The 25,946-nt window shown below is 44.9% G+C and carries 19 protein-coding genes and 1 pseudogene; 7 read left to right on the forward strand and 13 right to left on the reverse strand.

Annotated elements, in window-relative coordinates:
• Positions 1-64: 64 nt before the first annotated feature.
• Genes AB6C75_RS17505 through AB6C75_RS17530 form a run of 6 tightly spaced genes read right to left on the reverse strand, consistent with a single transcriptional unit; the run spans position 65 to position 6,974 of the window.
• Positions 65-1,747, reverse strand: coding sequence for a BatD family protein (locus AB6C75_RS17505; RefSeq protein WP_372108433.1), 1,683 nt, complete (start codon positions 1,745-1,747; stop codon positions 65-67).
• Between the two features lie 2 nt (positions 1,748-1,749).
• The gene (locus AB6C75_RS17510) at positions 1,750-3,591 is read right to left on the reverse strand and encodes a VWA domain-containing protein (protein WP_372108435.1); all 1,842 of its coding nucleotides are present in this window, start codon (positions 3,589-3,591) and stop codon (positions 1,750-1,752) included.
• Entirely contained in the window at positions 3,584-4,606 is a 1,023-nt protein-coding gene (locus AB6C75_RS17515) for a VWA domain-containing protein (RefSeq protein ID WP_372108436.1), read from the reverse strand. The genes AB6C75_RS17510 and AB6C75_RS17515 overlap by 8 nt, the downstream gene beginning before the upstream one ends.
• Positions 4,599-5,084 carry a DUF4381 domain-containing protein gene (locus AB6C75_RS17520; RefSeq protein ID WP_372108438.1) on the reverse strand — a complete coding sequence of 162 codons (486 nt, stop codon included), beginning with the start codon at positions 5,082-5,084 and terminating at the stop codon, positions 4,599-4,601. Before AB6C75_RS17520 ends, AB6C75_RS17515 begins: the two co-directional genes overlap by 8 nt.
• Entirely contained in the window at positions 5,081-6,007 is a 927-nt protein-coding gene (locus AB6C75_RS17525) for a DUF58 domain-containing protein (RefSeq protein WP_029223170.1), read from the reverse strand. Before AB6C75_RS17525 ends, AB6C75_RS17520 begins: the two co-directional genes overlap by 4 nt.
• A gap of 10 nt (positions 6,008-6,017) precedes the next feature.
• A complete protein-coding gene (locus AB6C75_RS17530; protein ID WP_012600202.1) occupies positions 6,018-6,974 on the reverse strand; it encodes a MoxR family ATPase in 957 nt (318 codons plus the stop codon).
• Positions 6,975-7,436: 462 nt separating this feature from the next.
• Here AB6C75_RS17530 and AB6C75_RS17535 point away from each other — a divergent pair, with 462 nt between their 5' ends.
• Both AB6C75_RS17535 and AB6C75_RS17540 read left to right on the forward strand, forming a co-directional pair.
• Positions 7,437-9,359, forward strand: a complete 1,923-nt coding sequence (locus AB6C75_RS17535) for a methyl-accepting chemotaxis protein (protein WP_372108440.1) — start codon at positions 7,437-7,439, stop codon at positions 9,357-9,359.
• 247 nt (positions 9,360-9,606) lie between these two features.
• Complete coding sequence (locus AB6C75_RS17540; RefSeq protein ID WP_372108442.1) at positions 9,607-9,807, forward strand: restriction endonuclease subunit S; 201 nt, start codon at positions 9,607-9,609, stop codon at positions 9,805-9,807.
• Between the two features lie 291 nt (positions 9,808-10,098).
• On the opposite strand, the gene malK is transcribed toward AB6C75_RS17540, so the two are convergent.
• Positions 10,099-11,211 carry a maltose/maltodextrin ABC transporter ATP-binding protein MalK gene (gene malK, locus AB6C75_RS17545; protein ID WP_009845809.1) on the reverse strand — a complete coding sequence of 371 codons (1,113 nt, stop codon included), beginning with the start codon at positions 11,209-11,211 and terminating at the stop codon, positions 10,099-10,101.
• Between the two features lie 665 nt (positions 11,212-11,876).
• On the opposite strand from malK, the gene malE reads away from it, so the two are divergent.
• The 3 genes from malE (at position 11,877) to malG (ending at position 15,613) form a co-directional block, all read left to right on the forward strand.
• Positions 11,877-13,061 carry a maltose/maltodextrin ABC transporter substrate-binding protein MalE gene (gene malE, locus AB6C75_RS17550; RefSeq protein ID WP_009845808.1) on the forward strand — a complete coding sequence of 395 codons (1,185 nt, stop codon included), beginning with the start codon at positions 11,877-11,879 and terminating at the stop codon, positions 13,059-13,061.
• 78 nt (positions 13,062-13,139) lie between these two features.
• Positions 13,140-14,711 carry a maltose ABC transporter permease MalF gene (gene malF, locus AB6C75_RS17555; protein ID WP_009845807.1) on the forward strand — a complete coding sequence of 524 codons (1,572 nt, stop codon included), beginning with the start codon at positions 13,140-13,142 and terminating at the stop codon, positions 14,709-14,711.
• Between the two features lie 11 nt (positions 14,712-14,722).
• Positions 14,723-15,613: a maltose ABC transporter permease MalG gene (gene malG, locus AB6C75_RS17560; RefSeq protein ID WP_009845806.1), complete on the forward strand. Its 891-nt coding sequence runs from the start codon at positions 14,723-14,725 to the stop codon at positions 15,611-15,613.
• 567 nt (positions 15,614-16,180) lie between these two features.
• Here malG and AB6C75_RS17565 read toward each other — a convergent pair.
• The 3 genes from AB6C75_RS17565 to AB6C75_RS17575 all read right to left on the reverse strand — a co-directional run bounded on the left by AB6C75_RS17565 (position 16,181) and on the right by AB6C75_RS17575 (position 18,974).
• Positions 16,181-16,453 (reverse strand): hypothetical protein, encoded by a 273-nt coding sequence (locus AB6C75_RS17565; protein ID WP_012600205.1) that lies wholly within the window; start codon positions 16,451-16,453, stop codon positions 16,181-16,183.
• A gap of 230 nt (positions 16,454-16,683) precedes the next feature.
• Complete coding sequence (locus AB6C75_RS17570; RefSeq protein WP_012600206.1) at positions 16,684-17,187, reverse strand: acyl-CoA thioesterase; 504 nt, start codon at positions 17,185-17,187, stop codon at positions 16,684-16,686.
• Positions 17,188-18,080: 893 nt separating this feature from the next.
• Positions 18,081-18,974, reverse strand: a complete 894-nt coding sequence (locus AB6C75_RS17575; RefSeq protein ID WP_372108446.1) for a DMT family transporter — start codon at positions 18,972-18,974, stop codon at positions 18,081-18,083.
• A gap of 98 nt (positions 18,975-19,072) precedes the next feature.
• On the opposite strand from AB6C75_RS17575, the gene AB6C75_RS17580 reads away from it, so the two are divergent.
• Positions 19,073-19,861, forward strand: a complete 789-nt coding sequence (locus tag AB6C75_RS17580; RefSeq protein ID WP_012600208.1) for a helix-turn-helix domain-containing protein — start codon at positions 19,073-19,075, stop codon at positions 19,859-19,861.
• Between the two features lie 208 nt (positions 19,862-20,069).
• Complete coding sequence (locus AB6C75_RS17585; protein WP_372108448.1) at positions 20,070-21,317, forward strand: hypothetical protein; 1,248 nt, start codon at positions 20,070-20,072, stop codon at positions 21,315-21,317.
• A 147-nt stretch (positions 21,318-21,464) separates the two neighbouring features.
• Here AB6C75_RS17585 and AB6C75_RS17590 read toward each other — a convergent pair whose 3' ends face one another.
• The 3 genes and pseudogenes from AB6C75_RS17590 to AB6C75_RS17600 form a co-directional block, all read right to left on the reverse strand.
• On the reverse strand, positions 21,465-22,607 hold the full coding sequence (locus tag AB6C75_RS17590) for a lipocalin-like domain-containing protein (protein WP_372108450.1): 1,143 nt from the start codon (positions 22,605-22,607) through the stop codon (positions 21,465-21,467).
• A pseudogene (locus tag AB6C75_RS17595) lies at positions 22,607-25,140 on the reverse strand (ABC transporter permease). Before AB6C75_RS17595 ends, AB6C75_RS17590 begins: the two are co-directional and overlap by 1 nt.
• 8 nt (positions 25,141-25,148) lie before the next feature.
• Positions 25,149-25,823 carry an ABC transporter ATP-binding protein gene (locus AB6C75_RS17600; RefSeq protein ID WP_372108452.1) on the reverse strand — a complete coding sequence of 225 codons (675 nt, stop codon included), beginning with the start codon at positions 25,821-25,823 and terminating at the stop codon, positions 25,149-25,151.
• Positions 25,824-25,946: the final 123 nt, after the last annotated feature.

The following is a 25,946-nucleotide window of genomic DNA, read 5'->3' on the forward strand; positions in this document are numbered from 1 at the left end:
ATGACACTCTCCAATTTCATGTTGGAAATGTGTCAACCATATTTAGGACGGTACAACCGGTTAATTAAAGCCTTTCTAATGTGCTCTTGTGTGCTTTGTTCGAGATGCGTTTTGGTTTCTTAACCGCTTTGATTGCCTCAGAAGGGTCCCATGACTGACTTGGTGAGCAAGCTTCAGCATAGAGGCTCTGATTTAGCTTGGTGAGCTCAGCTTCGATTGTTTCTAATGTTTCATCACTCAAATCTGGGTTTTCTGTTTTCCATTGCTCAAGCAGGGTTCTGGTCATCACACCATCTTTCGCTTTCAGAGCGGCAATCAGCGCTTCTGTCGTATCGGATTGACGTTCATCTTTTTGCTTTGATTTTACTGCTGTAGCGCGGCGTGACCAGAAGTAGAAAGCAACCGCCGAGCTGATTAACCATAATGCTGCAAACAGCGCTGTTAGATAAGGCCACATTCCTGGGTTTTCAACGGTAACAATCGTCGGGCTGGCTTGTTGTGCCGGTGCTTCAATCGCTGGAGGAGGCATACTTGATGTTGCTCGCTCACTAGCTTGTACCGACAATTTTAAGCCAAGCGCTTTAGTGGTTTGTTCCGATTGCGTATCGGTGTTGAACCAAGCTTGAGACACATCAGGAAGCGAGATATTTCCGGCCTCTTTCGGAATCAATATTTGCTTATAAACGACCACAGCATCACCAGACTGGGTTGTGCCAAATTGCGGTTTCTCTTCATACACGCGCACCGATTTAGGGTAGGTGATGTTCAGTTTTGGTAACTGGTGTTGGGTCAAGTTGCTGGCTGTCATTGTGATGGTACGAGTTAACGAATCACCGGCTTCCATTTCAATATTCTGCTTGTCGCCACCTAAAGCATTGCTACCTGTCAGCTCGTTGCCTTGGCTATCTGACCATTTCTGAATCAACTTGAAGTTCGATGTTGGTAACCACTCACCTTGATAGCCTTTTGGTACAGGATTCACTGTGACATCTAAGGTTTCAACGGGCGTGTCGAGTTGGAAAAGGCGCGTTGTGCTTGAGTTGTTGGTTGAGTAAACAACAGCACCGGTTAACTTTGGCCCTTGAAGCTGAAATTGTCCTGCTTGTTGTGAGGATATATTGAAAGATTGCTGAACAACGGTGACTTCTTGTCCGTTGATAACATCTTGGAACTGTTTCGACTCACCGATGGGTTCCACGTCCAAATTTGATGAGTTTGGTAGAGAGATTTGGGGATCTTGTAATCTTCTTGGATCCGCTTTGATGATGAGTTTTACATCAAGTTCCGCGACCTCTTGAGGGTATAGCGAGTCTTTACTCAGATTAAGTTGAAACTCGGCCATATCACTCTGCTTTGGAGCGGCTTTATTAACCGAAACGTTGATGGTGATCGGCTTAGTTTTAGCGCCTTCAATATCAAAGCTAGGAATCTCTAATCGGCCTAATCGAAGTGGGGCAAGGGTAATATTCCACTCGCTAGACACAGTGCGGCTACCATTGATGATTCGCATTGATGACCCAAAGCTTGGGGTGCCGACGTAGAAATTCTGTTGGAGAGCCGTTAGATCTAAAGCACCTGACGATACTTTTTCATCGGTTGCGACTCTAAGTAGGAAGACTTCATCTTTAGTTACGCTGTTTTGTGAAACGCTCGCTACGGCCGTTGCTGCCAATGCAGAGAAGGAAGAGAAAGCTCCCAGCAACAAAGTCAGGAATATTGAGAAAAATGGCTTGTTTAAAGATCGCATGGTTACCACTTTTTGTTTTGGTTGTTAGGAGCACTTTTTTGGCGTGCTTGTAAAATCATTTGCGCTTTAAGCAGTTGGCTCGGGTCACGGGCGCTTTCTACTTGCTCAAGCTTTCGCATATCCGGATCGCTCGACATAGGTTGACCTGATGCTTGTGCTGCAGCTGGTTGAGTGTTGTGATCACTGTCTTCCTTAGCAGCCTCTTGTGCTTGGGCAGTTTGAGATGCTGAGTCACCTTTGTCCTGTGACTGTTTATCTGCTTGATCCGCTTTGTTTTGTTGCACAGCTTGCTTGTCGCTTTCTTCATCCGTCTTGGAATCAGAGCGGCTATCATCAGCTTGGCTTTGGTCAGTATTCTGATCTTGGTTTTCAGTTTGATCTTGTTTGTTGCTTTGATCTTGGCTGCCACTTTGACTTTGCGACTTCCCATTGTCAGCTGAGCTTTGTTGTTGATCCTGCGAGCTTTGCGAAGAATCGTCTTGCTGTTGCTGTTGCTGTTGCTGTTGCTGTTGCTTCTGAGCCTGTTCGACAATCTCTAGGTTCTTCTTCGCGTAAGCATGTTCAGGGTTACTTTCGAGAATGCGTTGATACTCTTTTATCGCTTGGTCGTATTTACCTTGCTTTGCTTGTGCATTGGCGAGGTTGTAACGAGCATCTTCGCCAGAAAGACCTTGTAGCGTCTGTTCGGCCGCTTCGAAATCACCGGCTTTGTATTGCGCAATGCCTTTCCATTCTTGCTGTTCGAATTGTTCTGCGGCTTGTTGAAAGTCCTCATCTTGATACAACTGATAACCCACTTGGTCATCGGTTTTCCAAGGATTTGCAAACGCAGTATTCGGTTGGCTGAACGAGACAAGTACAGCTAGGCCACACCAAATGACCCCTTTTCGAAATAGCCCAAGTGCAGGAAGTAACAGAAACGGCAATAACCAGAAACCGTTGTTCACTCTGGTGTTGAGTGAGTTATTGGTTTTAGTCACTTCTGATGTTGTCGCAACTCGGTCGAGGTAACTTGCGATGTGTTCAACGTCTGAGTTATCCAATTGCAATTCAGTGAATGTGCCGCCAGAGCGACGAGTCAGGTCGCGCATATTGTCTACGTTGGTTTTCGCAACCACGGTTTGTCCTGAGTCGGTCTGTAACATCGAACCTGTAGGTAACGAGATCGGCGCGCCGCTTTCCGTACCTACAGCCAAGACTGATAACGTCCAATGACTACCAGAGAGTAGCGAGTCGATATCTTTCTTCTCTTGACCATCAATATCATCAGCAATCAGTACCAGATCGCCTTTATAGATATGAGCACGAGTCATCATCTCAATCGCAAGCTTAACTGCCGATGCTGCATTGCCGCCTTGGAAGGGCATGATATCTGGTGATAGGTTGGGTACGAGGTTCTTGATGGTGTTGATGTCAGACGTTAGCGGACTGATGGTGTAAGCATCTCCGGCGTATGCCACCATTCCCGTTAGGCCTTCTTTCCAGAGTGATAGTAGATCCAAAGCCTTGTATCGCGCCTGTGTTAAACGGTTTGGTTTAATGTCAGTGGCATACATCGACCTCGACATATCAATGAGCACAACTCGAGCTTGTGTTTTTTCAAAGCTTGGTTGTTCATTTTTTTCAAAGCTTGGACCGGCCAATGCGATGACACCGACCAACCACCAAACACCGAAATAAGTGCTGCGGTTTTTCGAGGGTTTGTTCGATTCAGGAGCCAAATAACGGGCGATGTGTGACGCCAATAACCCTTGCTTGGATTGTCTCTTGCTAAGCCACCAAATAGCGGGCAGCACGGCAAGAGCCAAGAACCAATATGGGTAGATAAAAGTAAAGTTAGACATTGTTTCTCCTAATGGCTAACAGCATAAATGCGAAGAACATGGCCGCCGACAGAGGCCAGACAAACCACTCTTGTTGTGGTCGCCAGATCTTAGTAGCGTTCGTCACGGGTTCTAATTGGTTGATGGTGTCGTAAATCGTTGCCAGCTCTTTGCTGTCTCGCGCACGGAAGTATTGACCGCCAGTGCGTTTAGCGATTTCCATTAGAGTACGCTCATCCAAGTCTTGAGCAGTATTGACCTTACGAGTCATGAAGAACTCTTTGACCATCATTTCACCCGCACCGACACCCACGGTGTAAATTGTGGCGTTGTATTTCTTTGCAATATCCGCCGCTTCAAGTGGATCTAATACGCCCGCGGTATTACTGCCGTCACTGAGTAGAATCATTACACGCTGAGGAGCGTCGCTGTCGACAAAGGTTTTGGTGGCAAGGCCGATACCATCACCGATCGCAGTTTGAGTACCAATCAGCTTTAGCACTGCCTGATTCAGCTGTTGTGAAAGCGTGTCTCTATCTAACGTCAGTGGCGTCTGTAAGTAGGCGTGATCAGCAAATAGCACCAATCCGACTCGGTCGCCTTTTCGTCGCTCAATAAAGTCACTCAATACATGTTTCACCGCAGATAAGCGATCGATGTATTCGCCATTGAACTGCATGTCTTCTTGGCTCATCGAGCCGGAGAGGTCGACAACCAACATCAAATCACGGTGTTTCGGCTGAAACTCAACCGGTTCGCCGTACCAAACTGGACGTGCCATCGCAGTCACTAATAAAAGCCAGGTGATGACCGATAACGCCTTGGGTAAGCGACTGCTCGGTGTTTTGGTATTGCTGTCCTCGGGCAAAAACGGAAGCCTAAGGGCACTGCTTGATTCTGATTTTGGTGAGAACAAGTAAACAAGGATTGGCAATGGCGCTAGGAAAAACATCCACCACCAAACAAACTCGATATTTAGTAAGCCCCAGCTTGGAAATATAGAGTTTAGTAAGTCAAAGCTTAAAAGATCAGTCATAACGACCTCGCTTTGGAAGAAGGGCTTTACGAAGCCAGATTTCGCAGTCGTTAACCAATTGCTGTTGAGCCTTTTTCTGTTCGTCGGTCATTAAGGTTGCATCTTGGTAGAGCGCTTGTTGCCATTGCGATTGTTTTGCGGCGAACAAAGGTTTTGCCAATTGCGCATCTAAGAACGTCAACCAATCATCACCAGATAAGCCTGCCACTTTTTCGCGTGGGAAATAGCTTAGTGTTGCCTGACGAACGATGTCTTGAGCTGCACTCGGAGACAAGGTATTTGAAGGCTGACTATCACGAAAGCAAGCAAGTGCTTCGTTCTTCGCGTATTGGTTCTTTTGTCTTTTGTTTACAATGAAAAATACTAAGGCGATCAGAACAATGGCCGTGATAATGATTAACCACCAACCCCATGCCAAAGGCCACCATGACGGTGCGCTTGGCGTAATAATAGGGCTCAAGTCGAGAGGTTGATTCATGACTGAACTCCTGATACTTGGCTCATTAACGATTGCGCACAAGACAATGAACTGTATGGGATCGCCAAAGAAAGGCTCATTTGCATAAGCTGTTGTTGCTTCTGATCAAATGCGTGACTGAGCTTTTCCTTTTCCTTGCTTGATGAAAAGTTAAACCATTGCGTTTTATTGCCGTCGGTGATCTGTTTTGAACCTTTGAAAGCAGTGACACCTTGCTCTAATGGATCGTAAAAATGCACCAAGCGAACCCGATTATGTCGACGTATTTGATTGATAAGTGAGTAATTACTTTCGCTATAACGAACAAAATCACTGAGCATAATGATATCGCTGCCTTTCGGGCAAAGCTGATGAAGAGACTTCAGCCCATGCTCTAAGGTTGTGTTGCTGTGATTGTTTGGGTTAGTCAGCGCTGCGTTATTGATTTCTATGACTTTTTGTAAAATACGCAGCGGAGCGTGGTTGCTAGCACTGGGTTTAATCTCAATGATCTCTTGGCCAGTATCGATCACTGCACCAATACGGTCTTTTTGAGCGACGGTTAACCAGCAAAGTTGGCTGGCAAAGTGTGCGAGTTGAACCGATTTAAGCAACAAGGTTGAGCCGAAAATCATACTGCTCGACAGATCTAAGAACAAAATCACAGGCTGTTCTCTTTCTTCAGAAAACAGTTTGGTGTGCGCCTTGCCTGTTCTCGCCGTGACGCGCCAATCAATGCTGCGGATATCGTCACCCGCCTGATATTGACGAACCTCAGAGAAATTCATCCCGCGACCTTTACGATTGCTCTCGTGTTGCCCGTTTAGTTGCGACCACAGGCTCTTGGCTGGAGGCAACCAGCGAACAGACTGCGCTTTGTATTGCAGCAGTTCGTCCAGGTTTAACGTGACGCCGTCACTATGGTTGGGTAATTGATTCTTCATGCGCGTATCCCTATGCGCTACCAACCAACGAGAGAAGGTGTGCGATCACTTGGTTTGCAGTGACCCCTTCGGCTTGTGCGTGGTAGCTACGAAGCAGGCGGTGACGCAGTACAGGGAATGCCATCGCTTGAACATCTTGTGGAGTGACATAGTCGCGGCCAGCAAGCCAAGCGTGAGCGCGGGCACAACGGTCTAACGCGATGGTTGCACGCGGGCTAACACCCATGTCTAACCATTGATCAAGCTGGTCGCTGTATTGCTTAGGTTGGCGCGTCGCCATTACCAATCTGATGATGTACTGCTCAATGGTGTCTGCCATGTGAATGTTGAGCACTTCTTGGCGAGCTTCGAAGATAGTTTGTTGAGAAATAGGCTCTGGTTGAACGGGTTGATTGCCTTGAGCTTCGCCTCTGTTTAGGCGCAAAATCTCCAGCTCACTTTCCATGTCTGGATAAGCCACTTCTAAATGCAGCAAGAAACGGTCTAATTGAGCTTCTGGTAGCGGGTAAGTGCCTTCTTGCTCAATTGGGTTTTGCGTTGCCATTACCAAAAACAAATCGGGTAAGGCATAGGTTTTTCGTCCCGCCGTCACCTGCTTCTCAGCCATCGCTTCTAGCATTGCGGCTTGCACTTTCGCCGGAGCTCGGTTGATCTCATCCGCCAGAATAAGCGAGTTGAAAATCGGGCCCGATTGGAAGGTGAATTCTCCCGTTTCTGGACGAAATATATCGGTACCCGTTAAATCAGCAGGTAACAAATCTGGCGTGAATTGAATGCGGTGGAAGTCTCCCTCGACACAGTCAGCCAATGATTTTACTGCGCGAGTTTTTGCTAGCCCGGGAGGCCCTTCAACGAGGATATGACCATCGGCCAAAAGGGCTATCATCAGCTGCTTAACAAGCTCTTTTTGACCAATGATTTGAGACTCTAAATAGTTTTGAAGGACTTCGAAATTTGTTTTGTGCATTTTGGACTCTCTGGGTATCCATTTGATTTTTATTTTGAGTATTGGTCACTGATTACTAGGAAAAAGTTCCAGTACGTTTGTGGAATTTATTTTTTCAAAATTGGAATTATTTACAAGCGGTTAACGAGAAAAAACCACTGAGCCATGGTTTGTACCATATCAATTGTTTTTTATATATCAAAGCTTCAGAGGTCTGTCGTTAAGTGAGCTTCGTGGAACCTTATTATCCAGATAATTAAAATGAATGGTTACGTTTCACTGCATTAGTCTTGCTGATAGTTTTTTCTATAGAAGAATGATTGCTTTGTTTCACCATGCTTACAAATTTTTGCGAAATACCTCTCTAGTTTGATGGGGTTTAGCCGATATATGGTGGAGAGAGTGCACTACTGGTTTAAGTGCACCAAAAAAATCCTGTTCAGGATATATAAATAACGAGCGATTCTTTTTAAAGGTCCAAATATGTTGAAAACTAACTCTCTGAGTATTAAACAAAAAGTTGTACTTGGAATTACCTTCGCAGTTCTTGCATCAACGGTGATTGTCGGTGCGATGGCACAAAAGCAAGCAAGAGATGTTTTGAGTCATCGATTAGTCGATATTGAGCTTCCGGGAATGTTAGAGCGAATTAATGGTGAAATTGACCGTGAAGTCTCTCAGCTATTGTTAGCTGCAGAACAAATTGCTTCGAATGAATTCATTTCTGACGCTATCGAATCGACCGATCGTGATGCCGTCTTAGAGAACAAGCTAGTAAAGCAATTGAACAATGTTCGTAACCAATACCAGCTAAATGATGCCTCGGTAGCAAACCGTCAAACGGCCTACTACTGGAACCAAGATGGCTTCTTGCGTCAACTCAATCAACAGCAAGATGGTTGGTTCTTTGGCTTTACGCAATCTGGCCAGCAGACAATGGTCAGTATGTTCCAAGAAGCGACAGGTGAAGTGAAAATGTTCGCTAACTACCAACAACCTTCTGGTTTAGCGATGTCTGGCTTATCGAAATCGATGGGTGACATGGTAAGTCTACTCAATAGTTTTAAGATCGAAGATACCGGTTTTGTTTTCTTAACGAATAGCCAAGGTGATGTTCAAATTCATCGCGAACGTTCGCTTAGTGATTCATCACTTCAACAACTTTACGGTCCTCAATCTAGTCAGTTGTTAAGCAAGTCAGGATTTAACCTGATTACAACGGAACATAAAGGACAAGAGTTGTTTGTCGCGAGTTTGTATGTGCCGTCAATGGATTGGTTCGTTGTTGGTGAAGTTCCGACGAGCGAAGTTTTTGCTGAGCTTGATGCAACGGTTAAACAGATGCTGATCATGACCGCTGTTGTAGCGTTAATCTTTATTCTGATGGGCGTAGTGCTAGCAAACAGTATTACTCAACCGATTAAACTTTTGGCTAAGCGATTCGGTGACCTTGGCGAAGGTGACGGTGACCTTGCTCAGCGTATCGAAGTGAAAGGCAACGATGAAATTGCACAGCTTTCAAAGGGCTTTAATGGATTCATCGAAAAGATTCACGAGTCGATGAAAGAGGTGTTTTCTACAAGCCAAGCACTTCAAGTCGCCGCTGAGAGTGTTTCTAATAAAGCACACATCACCCACGACAATAGCCAAGAACAACGAGATCAAACTCTTCAGGTAGTTGCAGCCATTAACCAGATGGGCATGACAATCAGCGAGATTGCATCGAATGCGGCAACGGCAACGGCTGCGGAAACGGCAACACAGGCTTCAGGCAATACTGAAGTAGGCCGATCTGTGGTAAACAAAGCAAAAGACGCGATCAGCCGTTTAGCGCAAGACATCGAAAGTACAGGTCAAGTGGTAGAGCAGTTAGCTTCAACGACTCAAGACATTGGCTCTATTTTGGGTGTAATTCGTGACATCTCTGAACAAACCAACCTACTAGCTCTGAACGCTGCTATTGAAGCTGCGCGTGCGGGTGAACAAGGTCGCGGCTTTGCCGTTGTAGCCGATGAGGTTCGTAACCTAGCAAGCCGTACCGCAGATTCTACTGAAGAGATTCAGAAGATGATCAACCAACTGCAAAGTGATGCTAAAGATGCCGTAACGGCGATGAGTGCAGGCAAAGTGATTACACTTGAAGGCGTATCGGCGTCGGATGAAGCGGTGGACGTACTGGGTGGTATTTCAGACCGTATCGTTGATATCACTGATCGTAACACTCAAGTGGCAACGGCAACGGAAGAGCAATCAACCGTAGTTCATACCATCAACCAGAATATTGAAGAAATCAACGCGATTAACGAAGTGACGACTGGAACCGCAGAGCAGCTTGCTGAAGCGAGCCAAGAACTTCAACAGCTTTCTTCTCGTCTAGATAAGATGGTTGGCTCGTTTAAGCTTTAATAGCGGATAAACTTGCAACACTTACATTGGAGCCGGATTCATTTCACGTGAACCCGGCTTTTTTACGTCTGATGCTAATTGTTACGTTTGGTATCGCTTTTTACGTTGAACGTCGCCATTCAGACCGCAGTTCTGCATTTAAGCTGATGTTCACTTGATCTGGTTTCGGGCTTTGCACCTAATCGCCCTAGCATCATAGAGCGTAAATGAGTAAAATCTCGCTAGGTTTAATATTTAGGTAAGTATCATGAGCGATTTTGAAAAAGAACTAGAGCAGATGACTCAAGAGATGGGCGATGAGCCTGAAGTGAAACTTCCATCACTTGAAGAGCAAAAAGCGATCGTTGCTGAATTTAAGCGACTAGAAGCGGAAGGCAAACTGACACCTGAAGTGTTAGAACAGCATTTTGGCCAGTTCAATAAAACAAGTGAGACGCCAATTCACTAAGTTATTTACTACGATTGGTATTAAAGTTGAGCAAGCCTATATCTTTATCGTTTAGATAGGATGGCTTTTAGCTCAAACAGATAAAGGTCTAGCATTCGCTAGGCCTTTTTTGTTTTTATACTGAACAGACAACAGACAACAGACAACAGACAACAGACAACAGACAACAGACAACAGACAAAGCGCGATCTATTTAGTGAAAGTAAAACTGGTTGTCTTAAACGGAAAATCCCCCTTATAAGGTAAGAGGGATTCGATATGGGCAAGTTATATCCTAAAAAGACGAACCGATTAGTCGGTGCCGTACTCTTTGTACAAGCGACGACATGCTCGACCATCGCTATGGAACAAGTGACAACGGTGTGCAGGAATACCAATCGCTAGCTTGTCACCAGACTCAATCGTCAACGTGTCTGGCTGGCGATAGATAACGTCAGCATCGGCACTGTCGAGGTTTAGGTAAACTTGTGTTTCGTTACCGAGCTTCTCGACCATCAACACATCAGCTTCAATCGTCGCATCACCTGTTTCAGCAGACAACAAGTGCTCAGGACGAACTCCTAGAGACATACGGTCACCAGCGTTGACAGTCGTGCCATCAACTGGGATCCAGAAAGTCATACCGTTTGAAAGTTGTACCAATACGCGTTCTGCTTCAGCTTGTTCGATGTGAACCGACATAAAGTTCATTTTTGGTGAGCCAATAAAGCCAGCAACGAAACGGTTTTGAGGATAGTGGTAAAGATCAAGAGGTTTACCCACTTGAGAAACAAAACCGCCATCAAGCACAACGATTTTATCCGCCATTGTCATCGCTTCAACTTGGTCGTGTGTTACATAAATCATGGTACAGCCCAGTTGACGCTGTAGCTTGGTGATTTGTGAACGCATTTGAACACGCAGTGCTGCATCCAGGTTAGACAGAGGCTCATCAAGTAGGAATACGTTTGGTTGAGAAACCAGAGTACGACCAATCGCAACACGTTGACGTTGACCACCAGACAATGCTTTAGGTTGACGTTCAAGAAGGTGACCAAGCTGAAGGATTTCTGCAGCATGTTCAACACGCTTGTCAATTTCAGCTTTATCGGCGTTTGCCAGTTTAAGACCAAAAGACATGTTGTCGTAGAGATTTAGGTGAGGGTAGAGCGCGTAAGATTGGAATACCATACCTACACCACGTTTTGATGGCTCAACATCGTTCATGCGTTGATCACCAATGTACAAATCACCAGACGTAATATCTTCTAGACCTGCGATACAGCGTAATAGCGTCGATTTACCACAACCTGATGGTCCAACGAATACTACGAATTCACCTTCGTTGATGTCTAAGGTTACGTCCTTAGAAATCTGTACATCACCATATGATTTATAAACGTTTTTTAACGTGACACTCGCCATCTAGCTTGTCCTCGATCGATCAAATTTTAAGTTTTACTGCTTATCATTATAAGGAATTTTTGGGTCAGCAGTAACTGTAGGAATTGGTAAGTATTGAGTGAGTAAGAAAAAAGTGGGTGGGACTTGAATTCTTTAACCAAGCCCACCCGTCATAGCCAAACTGGTGCCTATTTCCCCCACATCCAGCTAAATCTCCCCCGTGATTCAATCACAGATTTAGCTCGATGTTTAATAAAGACAACAGCGGGCAGTGAAGCCAACTAAATGAACAATGCGTCAACGCATAACATTCGCTGGTAAAGGGTTCTTACTATCCACTCTTGGATGAATGCAGTTTCGGTGAATTCGCGTAATGGTACATCCTCCCAATAGAAAATTAACTAGGGGGAGTAGGAGGGGAGGAGTAGATAAAGGGGGTTATCTATAACTGGCGATCCAGTTCAAATAAATCCACCGCATAACGGTGATGTGGATCACGATGAGTATCTACTTTGTGACTTCGCTCGCCAATCTTACCGGATGACGATCACGAAATTAGGCCATAATAGCTAGGGCGTAGTGGCTAGGATGATGAGCTGTCATTGATTTTCTCAGATCATAGCCTCCGAAAACTGGCTCGTCTTAATTGAATGCGCCCTACGTATAAATATAAAAAGGATATTGACATGAAAAACGCTCTAAGCGCTGTAGCTCTAGGCACAATCGTTGCTCTGGGTTCTTTTGGTGCAAACGCTGCTATCGAAGAAGGTCAACTAACTATTTGGGTTGGTGGCGACAAAGCTTATGAAGGAATGGCTGAAGTAGGTAAACGCTTTGAAGAAGATACTGGTGTTAAAGTAACCGTCGCTTTCCCTGACAAACTAGAAGAGAAATTCTCTCAGGTTGCAGCAGCTGGCGATGGCCCAGACATGATTTTCTACGCACACGACCGTTTTGGTGGTTTTGCAGAAGCAGGTCTTCTTGTTGATATCAAACCTTCTAAGGAAACTAAAGAAGGTATCGTAGACTTCGCATGGGATGCTGTTTCTTACGACGGTAAAACAATCGCTTACCCAGTTGCAGTTGAGTCAGTTTCTCTTATCTACAACAAAGCACTTGTCCCTAACCCACCTAAGTCTTGGGAAGAGATCCCTGCACTAAACGCTAAGCTTCAAAAAGATGGCAAGAAAGCAATCATGTGGCCTCTACGTGGTGGCGCTTACTTCACATGGCCTCTACTTGCAGCTGACGGCGGTTACGCGTTCAAGCAAACAGCGGAAGGTTACGACATTAAAGATGCAGGCGTAGCGACTGACGGTGTTCAGAAGTCTCTAGGTTTCATTGAGAAGATGGTAAAAGACAAAGTTATTTCTGCGGATATGGATTACTCAGTTGCTGAGTCTGAATTCGTAGCAGGTAACGTTGCAATGACAATTAACGGTCCTTGGGGCTGGGCAAACATCGAGAAAGCTGGCGTAGATTACGGCGTAGCAACATTGCCTAAGTTCAACGGTAAAGCGTCTAAGCCATTCGTTGGTGTATGGGCTGGTGGTATCAGCACCGCTTCTCCAAACCGTGATCTAGCCGTTGAGTTTATGGAAAACTACCTACTAACTGATGAAGGTATGAAGAGCTTGAACGACGACAAGCCACTAGGCGCTGTTGCTCTTAACTCTTTCCAACGTCAACTAGACAGCGACACTCGTATTGCAGCAACAATGGATAACGCGATGAACGGCGAAATCATGCCTAACATCCCTCAGTTCACAACATTCTGGTACAGCATGGAAGAAGCTATTGGCAACGTAGTTGATAGCCGTCAATCAGTAGAGCAAGCACTAAAAGGTGCTGAAGCTCGAATGACTAAGTAACAACCAAGCACTACCTTTTAAGGAGGGGGCAACCTCTCCTTACTTTTCTATTTTTATATCTCGTTAGCAGGTTCCTCTATGCAGTCAGTTCAAGGTTCAGATGCGATCCCGGCACCATCAAGCCTTCCAGGCAGTAAAAGCGTCTTCATCAAATGGGGGTTGCTTGGTAGTGTTGGCTTAATTAATGGCTACGCTACAATTTTAATGTATTCTCGCGGTGAGCTCGCATTTGCGCTGCTTACTGTGATTTTAACGGCTTTGGCTCTTTACATTTTTGGTAGTAAGAAAACTTACGCCCACCGTTATATTTACCCCGGTATTGCCGGAATGATCTTATTCATTCTTTTCCCACTGGCATATACCGTAGGGCTTGCGTTTACTAACTACAGCGCAAAAAACCAGCTCTCTCTAGAGCGTACTCAAACCGTTCTTTTAGACCGTTCATTCCAAAGCGGTGAAAGCTACCCATTCACTTTGTACAAAACAGATAACGGTCACCAGATCGTTGTGAAAGATGGCGACCAGCTGTTAGCAACTGATGTATTTTCTCTGGAAGGCATGACATCAACAGAGATGGACCTATCTGCAATTGACTCTGTACAAGGTGAAAAAGAGAAGATCAAAGCGATCATCCAAAATCGCTCTGTGATCAGTGGTGTCGATTTCCATCTGCCAAATGGTGATGACATCCGCATGAGCGGCTTACGTAAATTTGCTGCCGTTGCACCGCTTTACACTCTTCAAGATGACGGGGAAACGTTATACAACAATGAATCTGGCGAAATATTGAAACCAAACATGGAAGTGGGTTTCTACCAACCGGTTGACGAGAAAGGTGAGTTTATCGGTAACACCATTTCTCCAGGATTTGTTGTAGACATTGGTACAGCCAACTTTGAACGTGTTTGGAAAGATGACGGCATCAAAGAACCGTTTATCAGCATCTTTATTTGGACGGTTGTGTTCTCCATTTGTACGGTAGCCTTCACACTTGCAATTGGTTTGGTTCTGGCAAACGTTGTGCAGTGGGAAGAGCTGAAAGGCCGTGCTGTGTATCGTGTCTTACTAATTTTGCCTTACGCCGTACCAGCATTTATCTCGATTCTTATCTTTAAGGGCCTATTCAACCAGAGCTTTGGTGAGATTAACATGGTGCTTGAGAGTATCTTTGGTTTAAGCCCAAACTGGTTCTCCGACCCGATCTTAGCGAAAACCATGGTGTTGATTGTGAACACTTGGCTAGGCTTCCCTTACATGATGATTCTATGTATGGGTCTACTAAAAGCGATTCCTGAAGATTTGTACGAAGCGTCAGCAATCGATGGTGCTAACTTCCTTGATAACTTCAAGCGAATCACTTTTCCATTGATGATAAAACCGTTAACACCACTATTGATTGCAGCGTTTGCCTTTAACTTCAATAACTTTGTAATGATTCAACTATTGACGAACGGTGGCCCGAACATGATTGGTACTTCTGAGCCAGCGGGTTACACAGACTTGCTTGTAAGCTACACGTACCGAATTGCATTCGAAGGCGGCGGCGGTCAAGACTTTGGTCTAGCAAGTGCAATCGCAACGCTTATCTTCCTATTGGTTGGTGCCCTAGCGTTACTAAACCTTCGTTTCACTAAATTGACTCAAGATTAAGGAGCACGACAATGGCTATGGTACAAGGTAAGAGCCTTAAATACCGAGTATGGGCAACGCATATTGCGCTGTGGTGCTTCTTAGCGCTAATTATTTTCCCACTACTGATGATTATTGCTATCTCATTCCGCGAAGGTAACTTTGCAACCGGTAGCTTGATTCCAGATAACCCATCTTTGGAACACTGGAAATTGGCTCTGGGTATGTCAGTGACGAATGCTGATGGCTCAGTTACTCCGCCTCCATTCCCAGTACTGACTTGGCTGTGGAACTCGATAAAAGTAGCGGGTATTACGTCAATTCTTATTGTGACACTGTCGACAACATCGGCTTACGCATTTGCTCGTATGCGCTTTAAAGGTAAAGAAACTATCCTGAAAGCGATGATGATTTTTCAAATGTTCCCTGCGGTATTGGCTCTAGTGGCTATCTACGCACTGTTCGACAAATTAGGGCAATACATCCCATTCTTAGGCTTGAATACGCATGGCGGTCTGATCTTCTCGTACTTGGGCGGTATTGCATTACACGTTTGGACGATTAAGGGCTACTTTGAGACGATTGATAACTCTTTGGAAGAAGCTGCAGCATTAGATGGCGCAACACCTTGGCAAGCGTTCAGATTGGTTCTATTACCACTGTCAGTACCCATCCTAGCGGTTGTATTCATTTTATCTTTCATTGGTGTTGTTGGTGAGGTACCAGTTGCTTCCATCCTATTATCGGACGTGAACTCTTACACGCTAGCGGTAGGTATGCAGCAGTACCTATATCCTCAGAACTACTTATGGGGCGACTTTGCGGCAGCAGCGGTACTTTCCGCACTTCCGATTACTATCGTGTTCTTACTGGCTCAGCGTTGGTTAGTTGGCGGTTTGACGTCGGGTGGTGTAAAAGGATAAGCTGTCCTTATAAGAAAGACAAAAGAGCGACCGTTAGGTCGCTCTATATTGGCATTTTTATTACATCATTTGGTTTGGCCGCCGATCAGTAATAAAAATAACCCTCAGGTTACGCATAGCTGGCTACTAATCAGGTTCCTTACGCTATTAATGATTAGTGGTTTTTGTAACTCTAACCCAGGTACTTACTTGGGTTTTTTTATGCCCGCTACTTTTATCTTTATCTCTATCTCTATCTCTATCTCAGTCTTTTTGGTTTCTTTCAGTCATTAAATACTGAAGTACCTCTTTCCTGGATTTTTCCGGTTTCATCTCTCTAATTGAAGACATCAACGAGTCTCACAAATCAGACACTCAGTATAGGGGGCCGCAGCTCTATTGATATATGTGTAATATTTCCATGCGTGATACTTCAATAATTTGCATGCAACGGATCGGTCTATTACACAGAAAGTGCCTATAAAGGTAGGCTCGTGTTAATGTTTTGTGGTGGGTATTCTCGGTAGTTATTGATTTGGTGGTAAATATTTCCAAAAGGGAAGAAGAAAAGGAAGAGGTGATGTGAGACTAGAACTCTTTGCTAGAAGGTGCGCAACCTAAATGCTGAAGTAAAACATAGATGCTGTCTTGATAAAGAGCTACGCGACGAAACAGATCCGCAAACGTCTGATCACCGCCAAAACAAGCTTGGATATAGTGGTTAATTTCATTAGTGTCGTAGCCTTCGACGTACAAACTTCTAACCCATTGATACTCAACTGCCTTCAAGTTCGTCAGTGTAGATTCGCAAAGGGTGGGAAATGTTGTGCTCAAAAGTGGCTCCAAGAAATTTAAATACATCCATTATGATTGACGGTATTTAAACAGAGCAAAATGACGACTTTATTACAGTCAAAATAAATCCGTGAACAAGTATCGGATCATTTTAACTTTTGACTGGGTATCACGCTTTATAGTCAGCATTAGGTGTGTAACGGATTTACTTGGGTATAGAGAGGGAATTGAAAATGCCAAGCAAGTACTGCCTGGCATCGTAATAAGGTTTTGTAGGGTAGATCTGCTAGTGGCGTCTATTTAAGATACTTCACGTGTGCTTCCATCTCTTCACCGATCTGTTTTCGCATGTTCATAAGACGAATAGCCGAATCTCTTAATTCAATGTCTTCTGATGTTTCTGGTACCCATTCTGGCACTTTAGTCGGGTTACCATTTTCATCAACAGCGACCATAATAACGATACAGTGAGTCGTTAGACGGTTGTTGAGTTCTTTTGGGTCGCTGGCTTGAACATCGATAGCGATGTGCATAGAAGATGAACCTGTATAAATGACCTTCGCACTTACTTCAACAAGGTTACCCACATGGATTGGAGCAACGAATCGAATACCACCAGCGTAAGCGGTAATACAGTACTTACCACTCCATCCAGCAGAACAAGCGTAAGCCGCTAAATCGACCCATTTCATTACGGCACCACCATGAACTTTACCACCAAAGTTCACATCCCCGGGTTCAGCTAAAAAACGCAGAGTAACGTCTCGTTTACCATCTTGTCGGCTATTGTGACTGCTCATCTATCTTCCTTCATTATTATTGTTCTGAATAACATGCTCGTTACTTGCTAATAACAATATACTTAAGATGACATAAATTAAAGCGGATAATCTCACGAACAAGACTATTTTTTCAAACAGATGGCGAGTTGATGACTATTGATGTTTAAAGGAGGTGGACGTGACGCTCCAACAGAGGAGTACTCTATCGAGCAAGCTGGCGGAAGGGTGGATTGCAAAAAAAACACCTAGCGGAATGCTAGGTGTTTCTAAGCCGTGTGGTACTCATATCGGTACCTTTTTGAGTTAGCCAACTAACCGTTGCTTATCCGGTTTAGTTTAAGTGATGGTATCTTAATTAATCCCAAAACGATAGTTTTGATTGTTTTCTTATCAGCTCACTTTCTGTTCGAAAAGTATAGAACCTTCGCGTAGATATTTCCTTTCGTATTATTGCTAGAAAACTCTTTTAATACATTTTGCAATAATAATCTGTATTTATCGGTAAGTTAAGGTTTTAAAGCTAAATTTATATCGATTTAAAAGTGTTAACTTTTGTATAAACCAAAGTAACTAGACGGTTATTTCGTTGCTGTAAATTTTCTAAATGGCTCATAGTGACCTGGGTTACATGAGCCGTGTGACCATAGGAGAGCGATTAGATCAACAGTTACCTGCTTTCTGGAGAGTTATTCTAACGCTTTGAACACTTAAACCGTACTTAGTGCATTAAATGGGAGTTGGCGAGATATTGCAATAGCAAACACCATTATTAAGTGTACTTAAAAGCTTCATGAACGAAAAATAAAATTAGAGAGCATGAATCGAGAAATCGAAAATAAGCAAAAGTACCTGCTAACGAGGCAGGTACTGAGTGGAAAATGGAATGGGGCATTGTCGCTGGTTAAGCGGGGTTAGTTTTGCTGAGGTAAGGGAGCCTCAAGCCTTGGTTTTCTTTTGATTTGAGCAAGGATGACACCGGAAATCACCATTGCACCACCAATGATGTGGAACTGGTTAATCTTTTCACCCAGCCAGGTGGAAGCTAATACAATCGCGATAACTGGCATCAGATTCATAAACATCGCGCTTGAATCCGCGCCAATGGTATCAATCGCTTTCACCCACATCCAAGGCGCTAAAATTGAAGCGGCCACCGCGGCGTAAGCTATCAACGGGAGCGCTTGTTGCGGTGGTAAAAGCTGTTCGCTGGTAAGCCAAAGTGGCGTAAGCATCGCGACAGCAAACAGACCCTGAATGTAAATCACCACCCAGCTACTGATTGGCATTTTCCAGCGTTTCAATAACACACAGTAAGACGCATAAACAAAGGCCGCAATTAACATATAGCCATCGCCTTGAGTCAATTCTTGATGCATGAAGAATAACGGGTCGCCTTTACCTAACATCAGAGCTAAGCCTGACAGTGACAACACACCGCCCACAATACTCAAACTAGAAATCGACTTGTGCAACAGAGGGACGCTTAAAAACACACTGATCAATGGAACCAAAGAAGTGATCAGTGCCATGTTAGAAGCGGTTGTGGTTAAGCCCGCGTAATAACCTAGAGATTGGTTCAACACCATGCCCAAAAAGCCGAGGAACGCTAATTTTGATAGGTTTGGTTTAATGACCGCCCACTGTTTCATTACTGGGCGAATACAGAAAGGCGTGAGAATTAACATCGCAAAAAACCAACGGTAAAAACTCATCGCGCTAGGTTCTATGGTGCTTGCAGCAAGCTTGTTGACGATTGCATTGGCGCCCCAGATACAGACTGTAAAAAATGGTAAGAGATAATGCATGTGAATTCCGTGGCGAATGAGTTGATGCGGCTAGTTTGACAGGTCGTTATACTTACAAGTATCTTTATAAAGACATCAGGCGCGATAGGAAGACAAGTTTGAAAAAACACTCCAGAAACCTTCATCCATCCTTATCAATTGACAAGGCACCATCCAACGTATTTATGAATTTTGAAGCGTTTCTTTCGAACACTGAAACCCGAGTTCATAGCCACTCATGGGGACAGGTTCAATTGATCAGTGGCGGTATATTAGAGATGGAAGCGGAAAGCACTCGATTTCTAGCGCCACCACATCTAGCGATTTGGGTACCGGCCGGGGTGATGCACTGCAGTTATAACCGTAAGCCTTTGGACTACTGCTCGCTAAATATCGCCCCAGAACTCACGCAACACCTGCCAGATAAAACCAGCCTTATAAAGATCACGCCGATTGTGTCTTCTATCATCGATGATTTTCGCGATCGTGGGATAAATGTTGCGGAAACAGAGCAAGACCAAAGGCTCGTTCAGGTACTGCTTGACCAACTTGCGCAGCGTGAGGTTGAACACCACTTCTTGCCTTCGACCGACAATAAGTACCTCGCGCCTATATTGGCTTCTGTTGAAGAAAACCCAACCGATGAAGTGACACTGAAAGATTGGGCTGAACGTGTCCACACCACGGAAAGAACCCTTTCTCGCCACTGCCAGACGGAGCTTGGAATGAGCTTTACAGAGTGGCGATTACGTGTCCGCTATCTGTACTCGATGGACTTGTTAAGAAACGGCCAATCGGTCAAAGAGGTGGCTCTTACATTGGGCTATAACCAAGCCAGCCCATTTATCACAATGTTCAAACGTTACGCGAACCAGACGCCAGAACAGTATAAGAACCGTTTGTTGTGATTGGTTTCTTTCATCCGATGTATTAATAATTGATGTTTCCCTTTTTATATTTAAGTTTTTGTTATTAAAAGATTAAATTCGGTGTTGATAGCGGACGTACACGTCTGTTTCGTCAATGGTTTGAATTTGGTTATATAAGCATTTAGTTTTTTGATCGTATTTGAGTGATCATTTATATAATCACTTGCTCAAAATGCCGAGGAAAAATTTGAAATTTATTATCCCAACGATATCAGTATTAGCTGTAACACTTTCTGCATGCGGTGGTGGTAGCGATAGCGCTGCGCCACCACCTAAAAAGACTAAAACCGTAGTTCCTCAAATGTCCATAACCCCGGCATCAGGAAGTGTTGCAGATCCAAAAGATGACGTTGCAAAAAACTCTTATAGTAGTCCCGTCATGTATACAGCTAATGCTATAGGTAGTACTGATATCAAAGAGTGTATCAAGTCTCTAAACCTGTTTAATATTTACAGTATTGGTTGGGACGATGAATTTAATGAAGAGCTATCATCTAAGCAGCAAAAAGATCTCAAAGGTTTCTATGGTGTTTATGGCGCAAACGGAATTGTCGATTACTCTGCTCACACCACCGAAGCTATCGAAGCTAAAGATTGGATCCGTTATTTCTACTATGATGCAAATTTTCAAGATTGCGAAGCGCGTCGTTACAAGTCATATGCCAAGGTCAATAAAGTAGGCCAGGACATTACCGAGCTTAGTTACAAGTACAGTGTAGATGCCGATGCTAAGACAAACACACCTCAACAAAATATAAGTAACTATACGGCTTGGCAAAGTGACGCTGCGAAAAACACAGTGGTTGGTTTAGTGACGAACATTACAACAGGTAGTATTCAACACAAGCAGCAACTGAAAAGCTTCACATCCGACAGTGGGCGCTTTGTTGATAACGTCAATTTCAGCAAGATGTTTAGAAATAGCTATTTCTTTGAGTCTTATGACAATGGCAAAGTTGAGTTCCAAGTTGTTGGCGGTAAGGTGATTGATAGATATGCAAAATTAAACCAGTCAGCCCCAGATACATACTATGCAGTTAACTTGATTTCGGCATACTTCCCAGGTGTTGGAACAAGAATTAATTGGTGTGTACGAGGGAGCCAGTTCGTACTAAACAAAGAGACGCCTATCAGCGAAGCACAATACAGCAGCATTATTGAAAATGGTGACTTAGGAGCGGCTTACTGTGACCCATTTGATGCGAATATCAGCCAAGTTCGTTACTACGATACGAAAGGAAGTATAGTCTCAGACAGCTCCGCAATTGCGCTTGAGTTAAACAATAAGTTGGCACAAGGCACTATTGTTAAAGACAAGTTGGATCAACGAGTAGCAAATAAGAAGTTGTACTTAGGAAAGACACACAGTGAATATTTCCAAGATACTTCTTTGGCGAATCAAGTTGATCAGATCAAAGCCGATTTGACTAAATAGGCTTGCTACCGGGTTTAAGCTCTCATCTGATTAAATAAGTCATAGCCGAATGCAGGAGAATAAATGCGTTCGGCTATTTTTTGTACCATTTATTATTTCTTAAATAAACCGATTACATATGAAATTGATTTGTATCATGCCTTTGGCTTAGTACCCAGTCAACTCCATATAGCCAGACCCAGAATGAGAACCTTTAATTATGATTGGCCCTTCCCAATAGGGTACAGACAGTGGCATTTTTGCTTCTGGATTGAGTGCCGAGACGGTCAGTTCGATTTGTTGAGTTGGAATCGAAACTTGCCATTCTGTTGGATAATCGCGTCCGCCGATTTCTGTTTGCTTGATAGCGGTTAAGCGGATGTCTTGCTGCTTAATCGCGATGCCAGAGGCATTTTGTTTCATCAGCCTTGCATGGGAATAACTGGCTTTGCCTGTTGTTGAGTTTCGAAGTTGAAATACCACCAAGCTGGTTTCATCACTCAGCCTTAGCGCAAACCAATCCCAACCTTGTTGCGAGTCGAGTAAAAACTGAGAGCTCCATTCTCGGTCTATCCAACCTGTACCGGAAACCTGATGAGTGACTCCATCAATGGTTACCTCACCCGATACATCAATGAATGGTTGGCTGTAGTAATAGGAAGCCACTTTGCCATCGCTACTTTTAGTGCTGTAGCCTTGTTCGCCTTGCTTTTGATATGGCGCGTTGTTGGTTAACTTAAGCGAATATCCAAATTGATCCGAGTTGGCGACCAATGTAGCTGGGAACAGGTCATCGTTCGTCGACGTCCATTGCCAATCATCGAGATAAACACGAAACGGCGAATCGCTAACACCCGCAATTTCAGCTTGATCGCGAGACCACTTTTCATCGGCGTAGTGTTTGTCTTTGGTGGTGACGGCGCTGTGTGCCATGTAAATTTGCTGACTTTGCCACGTGGTTTGCTTAGGCTGCTTGGCTTGATTGTCGTTTTCTTGTGGGGCAGAGGCGAAGCGAAACTGTGTCCATTGCACGCCTAACGTATTGCCTTCTTCATCAATCAAGTTTGCGGTTAAATACCACCATTCATGACGAAAATCAGGGTGTGCTTGATGGTCGGCAGGGAAGGTAATATCGACACCTTTTACTACCGGAGAAAATTGCGCTTGATCGATTGCCGTTTCATTCTCGGTTTGTGTTTCAGTACCGAGTATCGAACCCATATTTTGAGCTGATGGTTGAGTGGACTCCTCACACCCTAAAAGGAGTAAGATGCCAAGTGTGAGAACGAAAACGCTTATTGCTCGATTCATCACAACACCTCGCTTTGCAAACTGGATATCACGGGTTTACTGACCAAACGCCGCAGTGGAATCAAGGTCGCAATCACCGCCACTAAAATGGTGATGGCTGCGATGCTGAGTGCATCACTCCAATTCCATACGTAATTTAAGCTCCAACCAAAGGCGCGCAGGGTGACGATGTCCGTCAATACATAACCGACCATAGCGCCGAGTGGAAAGCGATAACCAGAGTGAAGGCGACCAGAACTACGATTTGCCCGACCACCATCGCCATCAATTTTCGCTGACTAACACCGAGCGCGTACAACCTTGCAATAGCGGCTTTGCGTGCATCGAGCAACATGAAACAGGCGCAGAACAACCCTGTCACCGCCACCATTAAAGTGACGCCATTAAGCGCCCGAGTGATAGCAAAGGTTTGTGAGAAGATATCTAAAGCGATCGATTTGATCTGTGCTTGATCGTAAAGCTGACTTGGGTGCAGATTGAGTTGTTGGCGTAGCTGTTCGTACACCACTTGTGGGTCGCCAGAGACTTTGATTCCCAAGCTGGTGGGTAAGTCAGTAAATCCGCTTTCGAGCCATAAATTAGGTGCAAGCAACACTTCGCCATTCGGTGAGCCGTAATCATGGAAAATCGCCCCGACGATGAGTGTTTTGTCTTGGATCGCGTCGAGCTTGAGTCGGCTTCCAAGGGACAAGCCGAGCTTCACTGCCGTAGGCTCGCTGATTGCCACTAATTCACCTTGGTAAAAGCGCGTCCAGAAATCATCAAGGTGGGATTGGAACACCATGGTTTGCTCAAGTGTGTCTTTGTCTTTGGTGCCGAGCAAAGTCGGTAAGCCCTGCAAGTTATCGTCGACATAATATTGCTTATAAACGGTTTCAACATTTTCAAACTGCTCTAACGCACGTTCCACATTCGCGATTTCACCTTGGGCAGGGCTAACGTAAATGTCTGCGTGTAATCGCTGTTCTAGCCATTGTTTCAAGGTGGATTCAAAGCTGCCGACTAAGGTATTCATTCCCATGTTAGCGGTGACGGCGAGAAGCAACGCCATCATGGCAAGTGAGAGAGGGGAGATAAGTTCACGCAGCTCAGCGAACAGATATTGTATTAACTCCGATTGGGTACGTTTTTCGCTCCAGTTCGCTAGCACGCTGAGTGTTTTGGGCAAATACAAAGGAATCGACACCACTAACACACCGAGCCATGCCATGGTGAAGCGATGATGTTCGCTCAGCCATAACCCTGCTAACGCGACAATGGTTAATGCTGACCCTATAACAAACAGCTGATTTTCGTTAGACGCTTCCGGCGCTTGATAGAAACCGCCATGGGAAGAGAGGGGTTGTCGCACGCGCTGTTTAAAGTGCTGCCAACACGCGACAAGCGTTGCGGCCAGCGTGAGTAGCAGTGCCTGCACTAACCATTGCCACTGCCATGTGCCGGGAAGCAGTGTTGCACCATAAAGTTGTTCAAGCGTTATCGCGACGGTTGGGTGTAGCCAATGGCTGAGTTGAATGCCGAGAATGAAACCAAGCGACGCGCCCAGTGTGACTAAAAGAACCAGCTCGACTAGCAGAGCTGAAAATACGATGCTTGGCGCAATCCCAGCTTGTTGAATTTGCACCAACAGCCGATTACGTTTCAGCAAACTGTACTTCACGCCATTGTAAGCGATGAACAGGCCAACCAAAAACGCCAACAAACTCATGGCGGTGAGGTTAAGGTGAAAGCTATCGGTAATTGAACCGAGATCCGTGCTTTGGTTGTTGGAAATCCATTGTCCCTGTTTGCCGATAAGGCTTCGCCACTTATCCTGAGTATTGCTGTTAGTGTCGCTCTTGGTGTCAAAAATAGCGATATAGCTCAGTTGCCCTTGCTTGTTAAGCAGTTGCTGAGCGAATCCAATGTCCATCAACATTCGGCTACCCAGTTGCCATTCATCTGGCAGTACCACAACCTTGGTGAGTACTTCATCCAAAGTGAGCGTGTCCACTTCGTCCAAACTCTGGTGCTGAGATTGGCTCATCATCACAATGGGTTCACCCGCTAAGAGTTGCGGCAAAGGTAAGGCATTGTCGAACAGGGAAATGTTTGGCTCTTTGGCTTGAGTATTGCTTTTTTCGTCGATGCGAGCGTGGCGAGCTCTTGAAGTGAGGGCGGCGATTAGCTCACTGCCTTGAACTGACCAGCGTCGGCCTTGTTCGTCTCTTACTCGCCCTTCAATTACAGGCAGCGCCGCGCTTAATCCACTTTGTCTTAAGCCGAAGTAGAGCGATTCCGGCAAATAGTTTTGCCCTGCTGGTGGAATGATAAGGTTCTTCGCTTGGGCGCTAAGTTGTTCGGTAGATTCTGCATAACTGCGCTTGGCATTGAGGTTAATGGCTTGCACGGCCACAAACAAGGTGACCGCTAGCACAATGCCGATCAGAATCGCTGCGGCTTGCAATGGTGATTGACGATAGTGTGCCGCGAATAGATTCAGAGTCAGTTTGGTATGTGTGAGCTGGTTCTGAGCGAAGCCAGTTTGCTTCATTGAATGACTCACAACATTGCTGCTTTTGGGGTTAGATCTGCGTTCCTTAAACAACCATCGTCTAACACCAATTTTGTCTGCATAAAGCTGGCGCATTCTGGGCTGTGCGTAACCAAAAGCACGGCAGTGTTGCCTTGTGTAGTGATTTCACTCAGCAGCTTCATAACCTCTAACCCTGCTTTTTGGTCGAGGTTGCCAGTGGGTTCGTCGGCAAGCAATAATTTGGGTTTATGGGCTAGCGCACGCGCTATTGCCACCCGTTGTTGCTGACCGCCAGAGAGTGCAGATACGTGTCTTTCGAGTAGCTCGCTGATGCCCAATGCATCAACTAAATAGTCGCACCAGTCGCTCCATTTCTGTTGATTTAAATGGAGAGGAAACGCGATGTTTTGTTTTACGTTGAGTGGCGTTAATAAGTTGAACTGCTGAAAGATAACTCCCAATTTTTGATGGCGGAATCTGCTCCATTGTGCATCTTTCCAATCCAATGTGTTCTCGCCATCGAGTAACAAATCTCCACCGGATAGAGGCTCAAAGCCCGCGATTAGGTTGAGTAAAGTACTCTTTCCACTGCCACTCGCCCCTGTTAAAGCCACGCTTGCCCCTGTCGCCAAAGCGAAGTCGACATTGTCTAACACGCTATGAGTGTCTTTACCATCAAAAGGTGTCGTTACTTGTGGCAATTACCCGAAGCGACAAGCTCTATAAAACTGTAGACAAAAATCTCAAACAATAGAGCGATTTATATCGAATTATTAGGGCGTGTTGATCTTTGCTGTACATTTCGCGTTCAACAATACATCGGT

Source organism: Vibrio sp. 10N.237.312.B06 (assembly GCF_041464685.1).
Lineage (GTDB): Bacteria > Pseudomonadota > Gammaproteobacteria > Enterobacterales > Vibrionaceae > Vibrio > Vibrio tasmaniensis_A.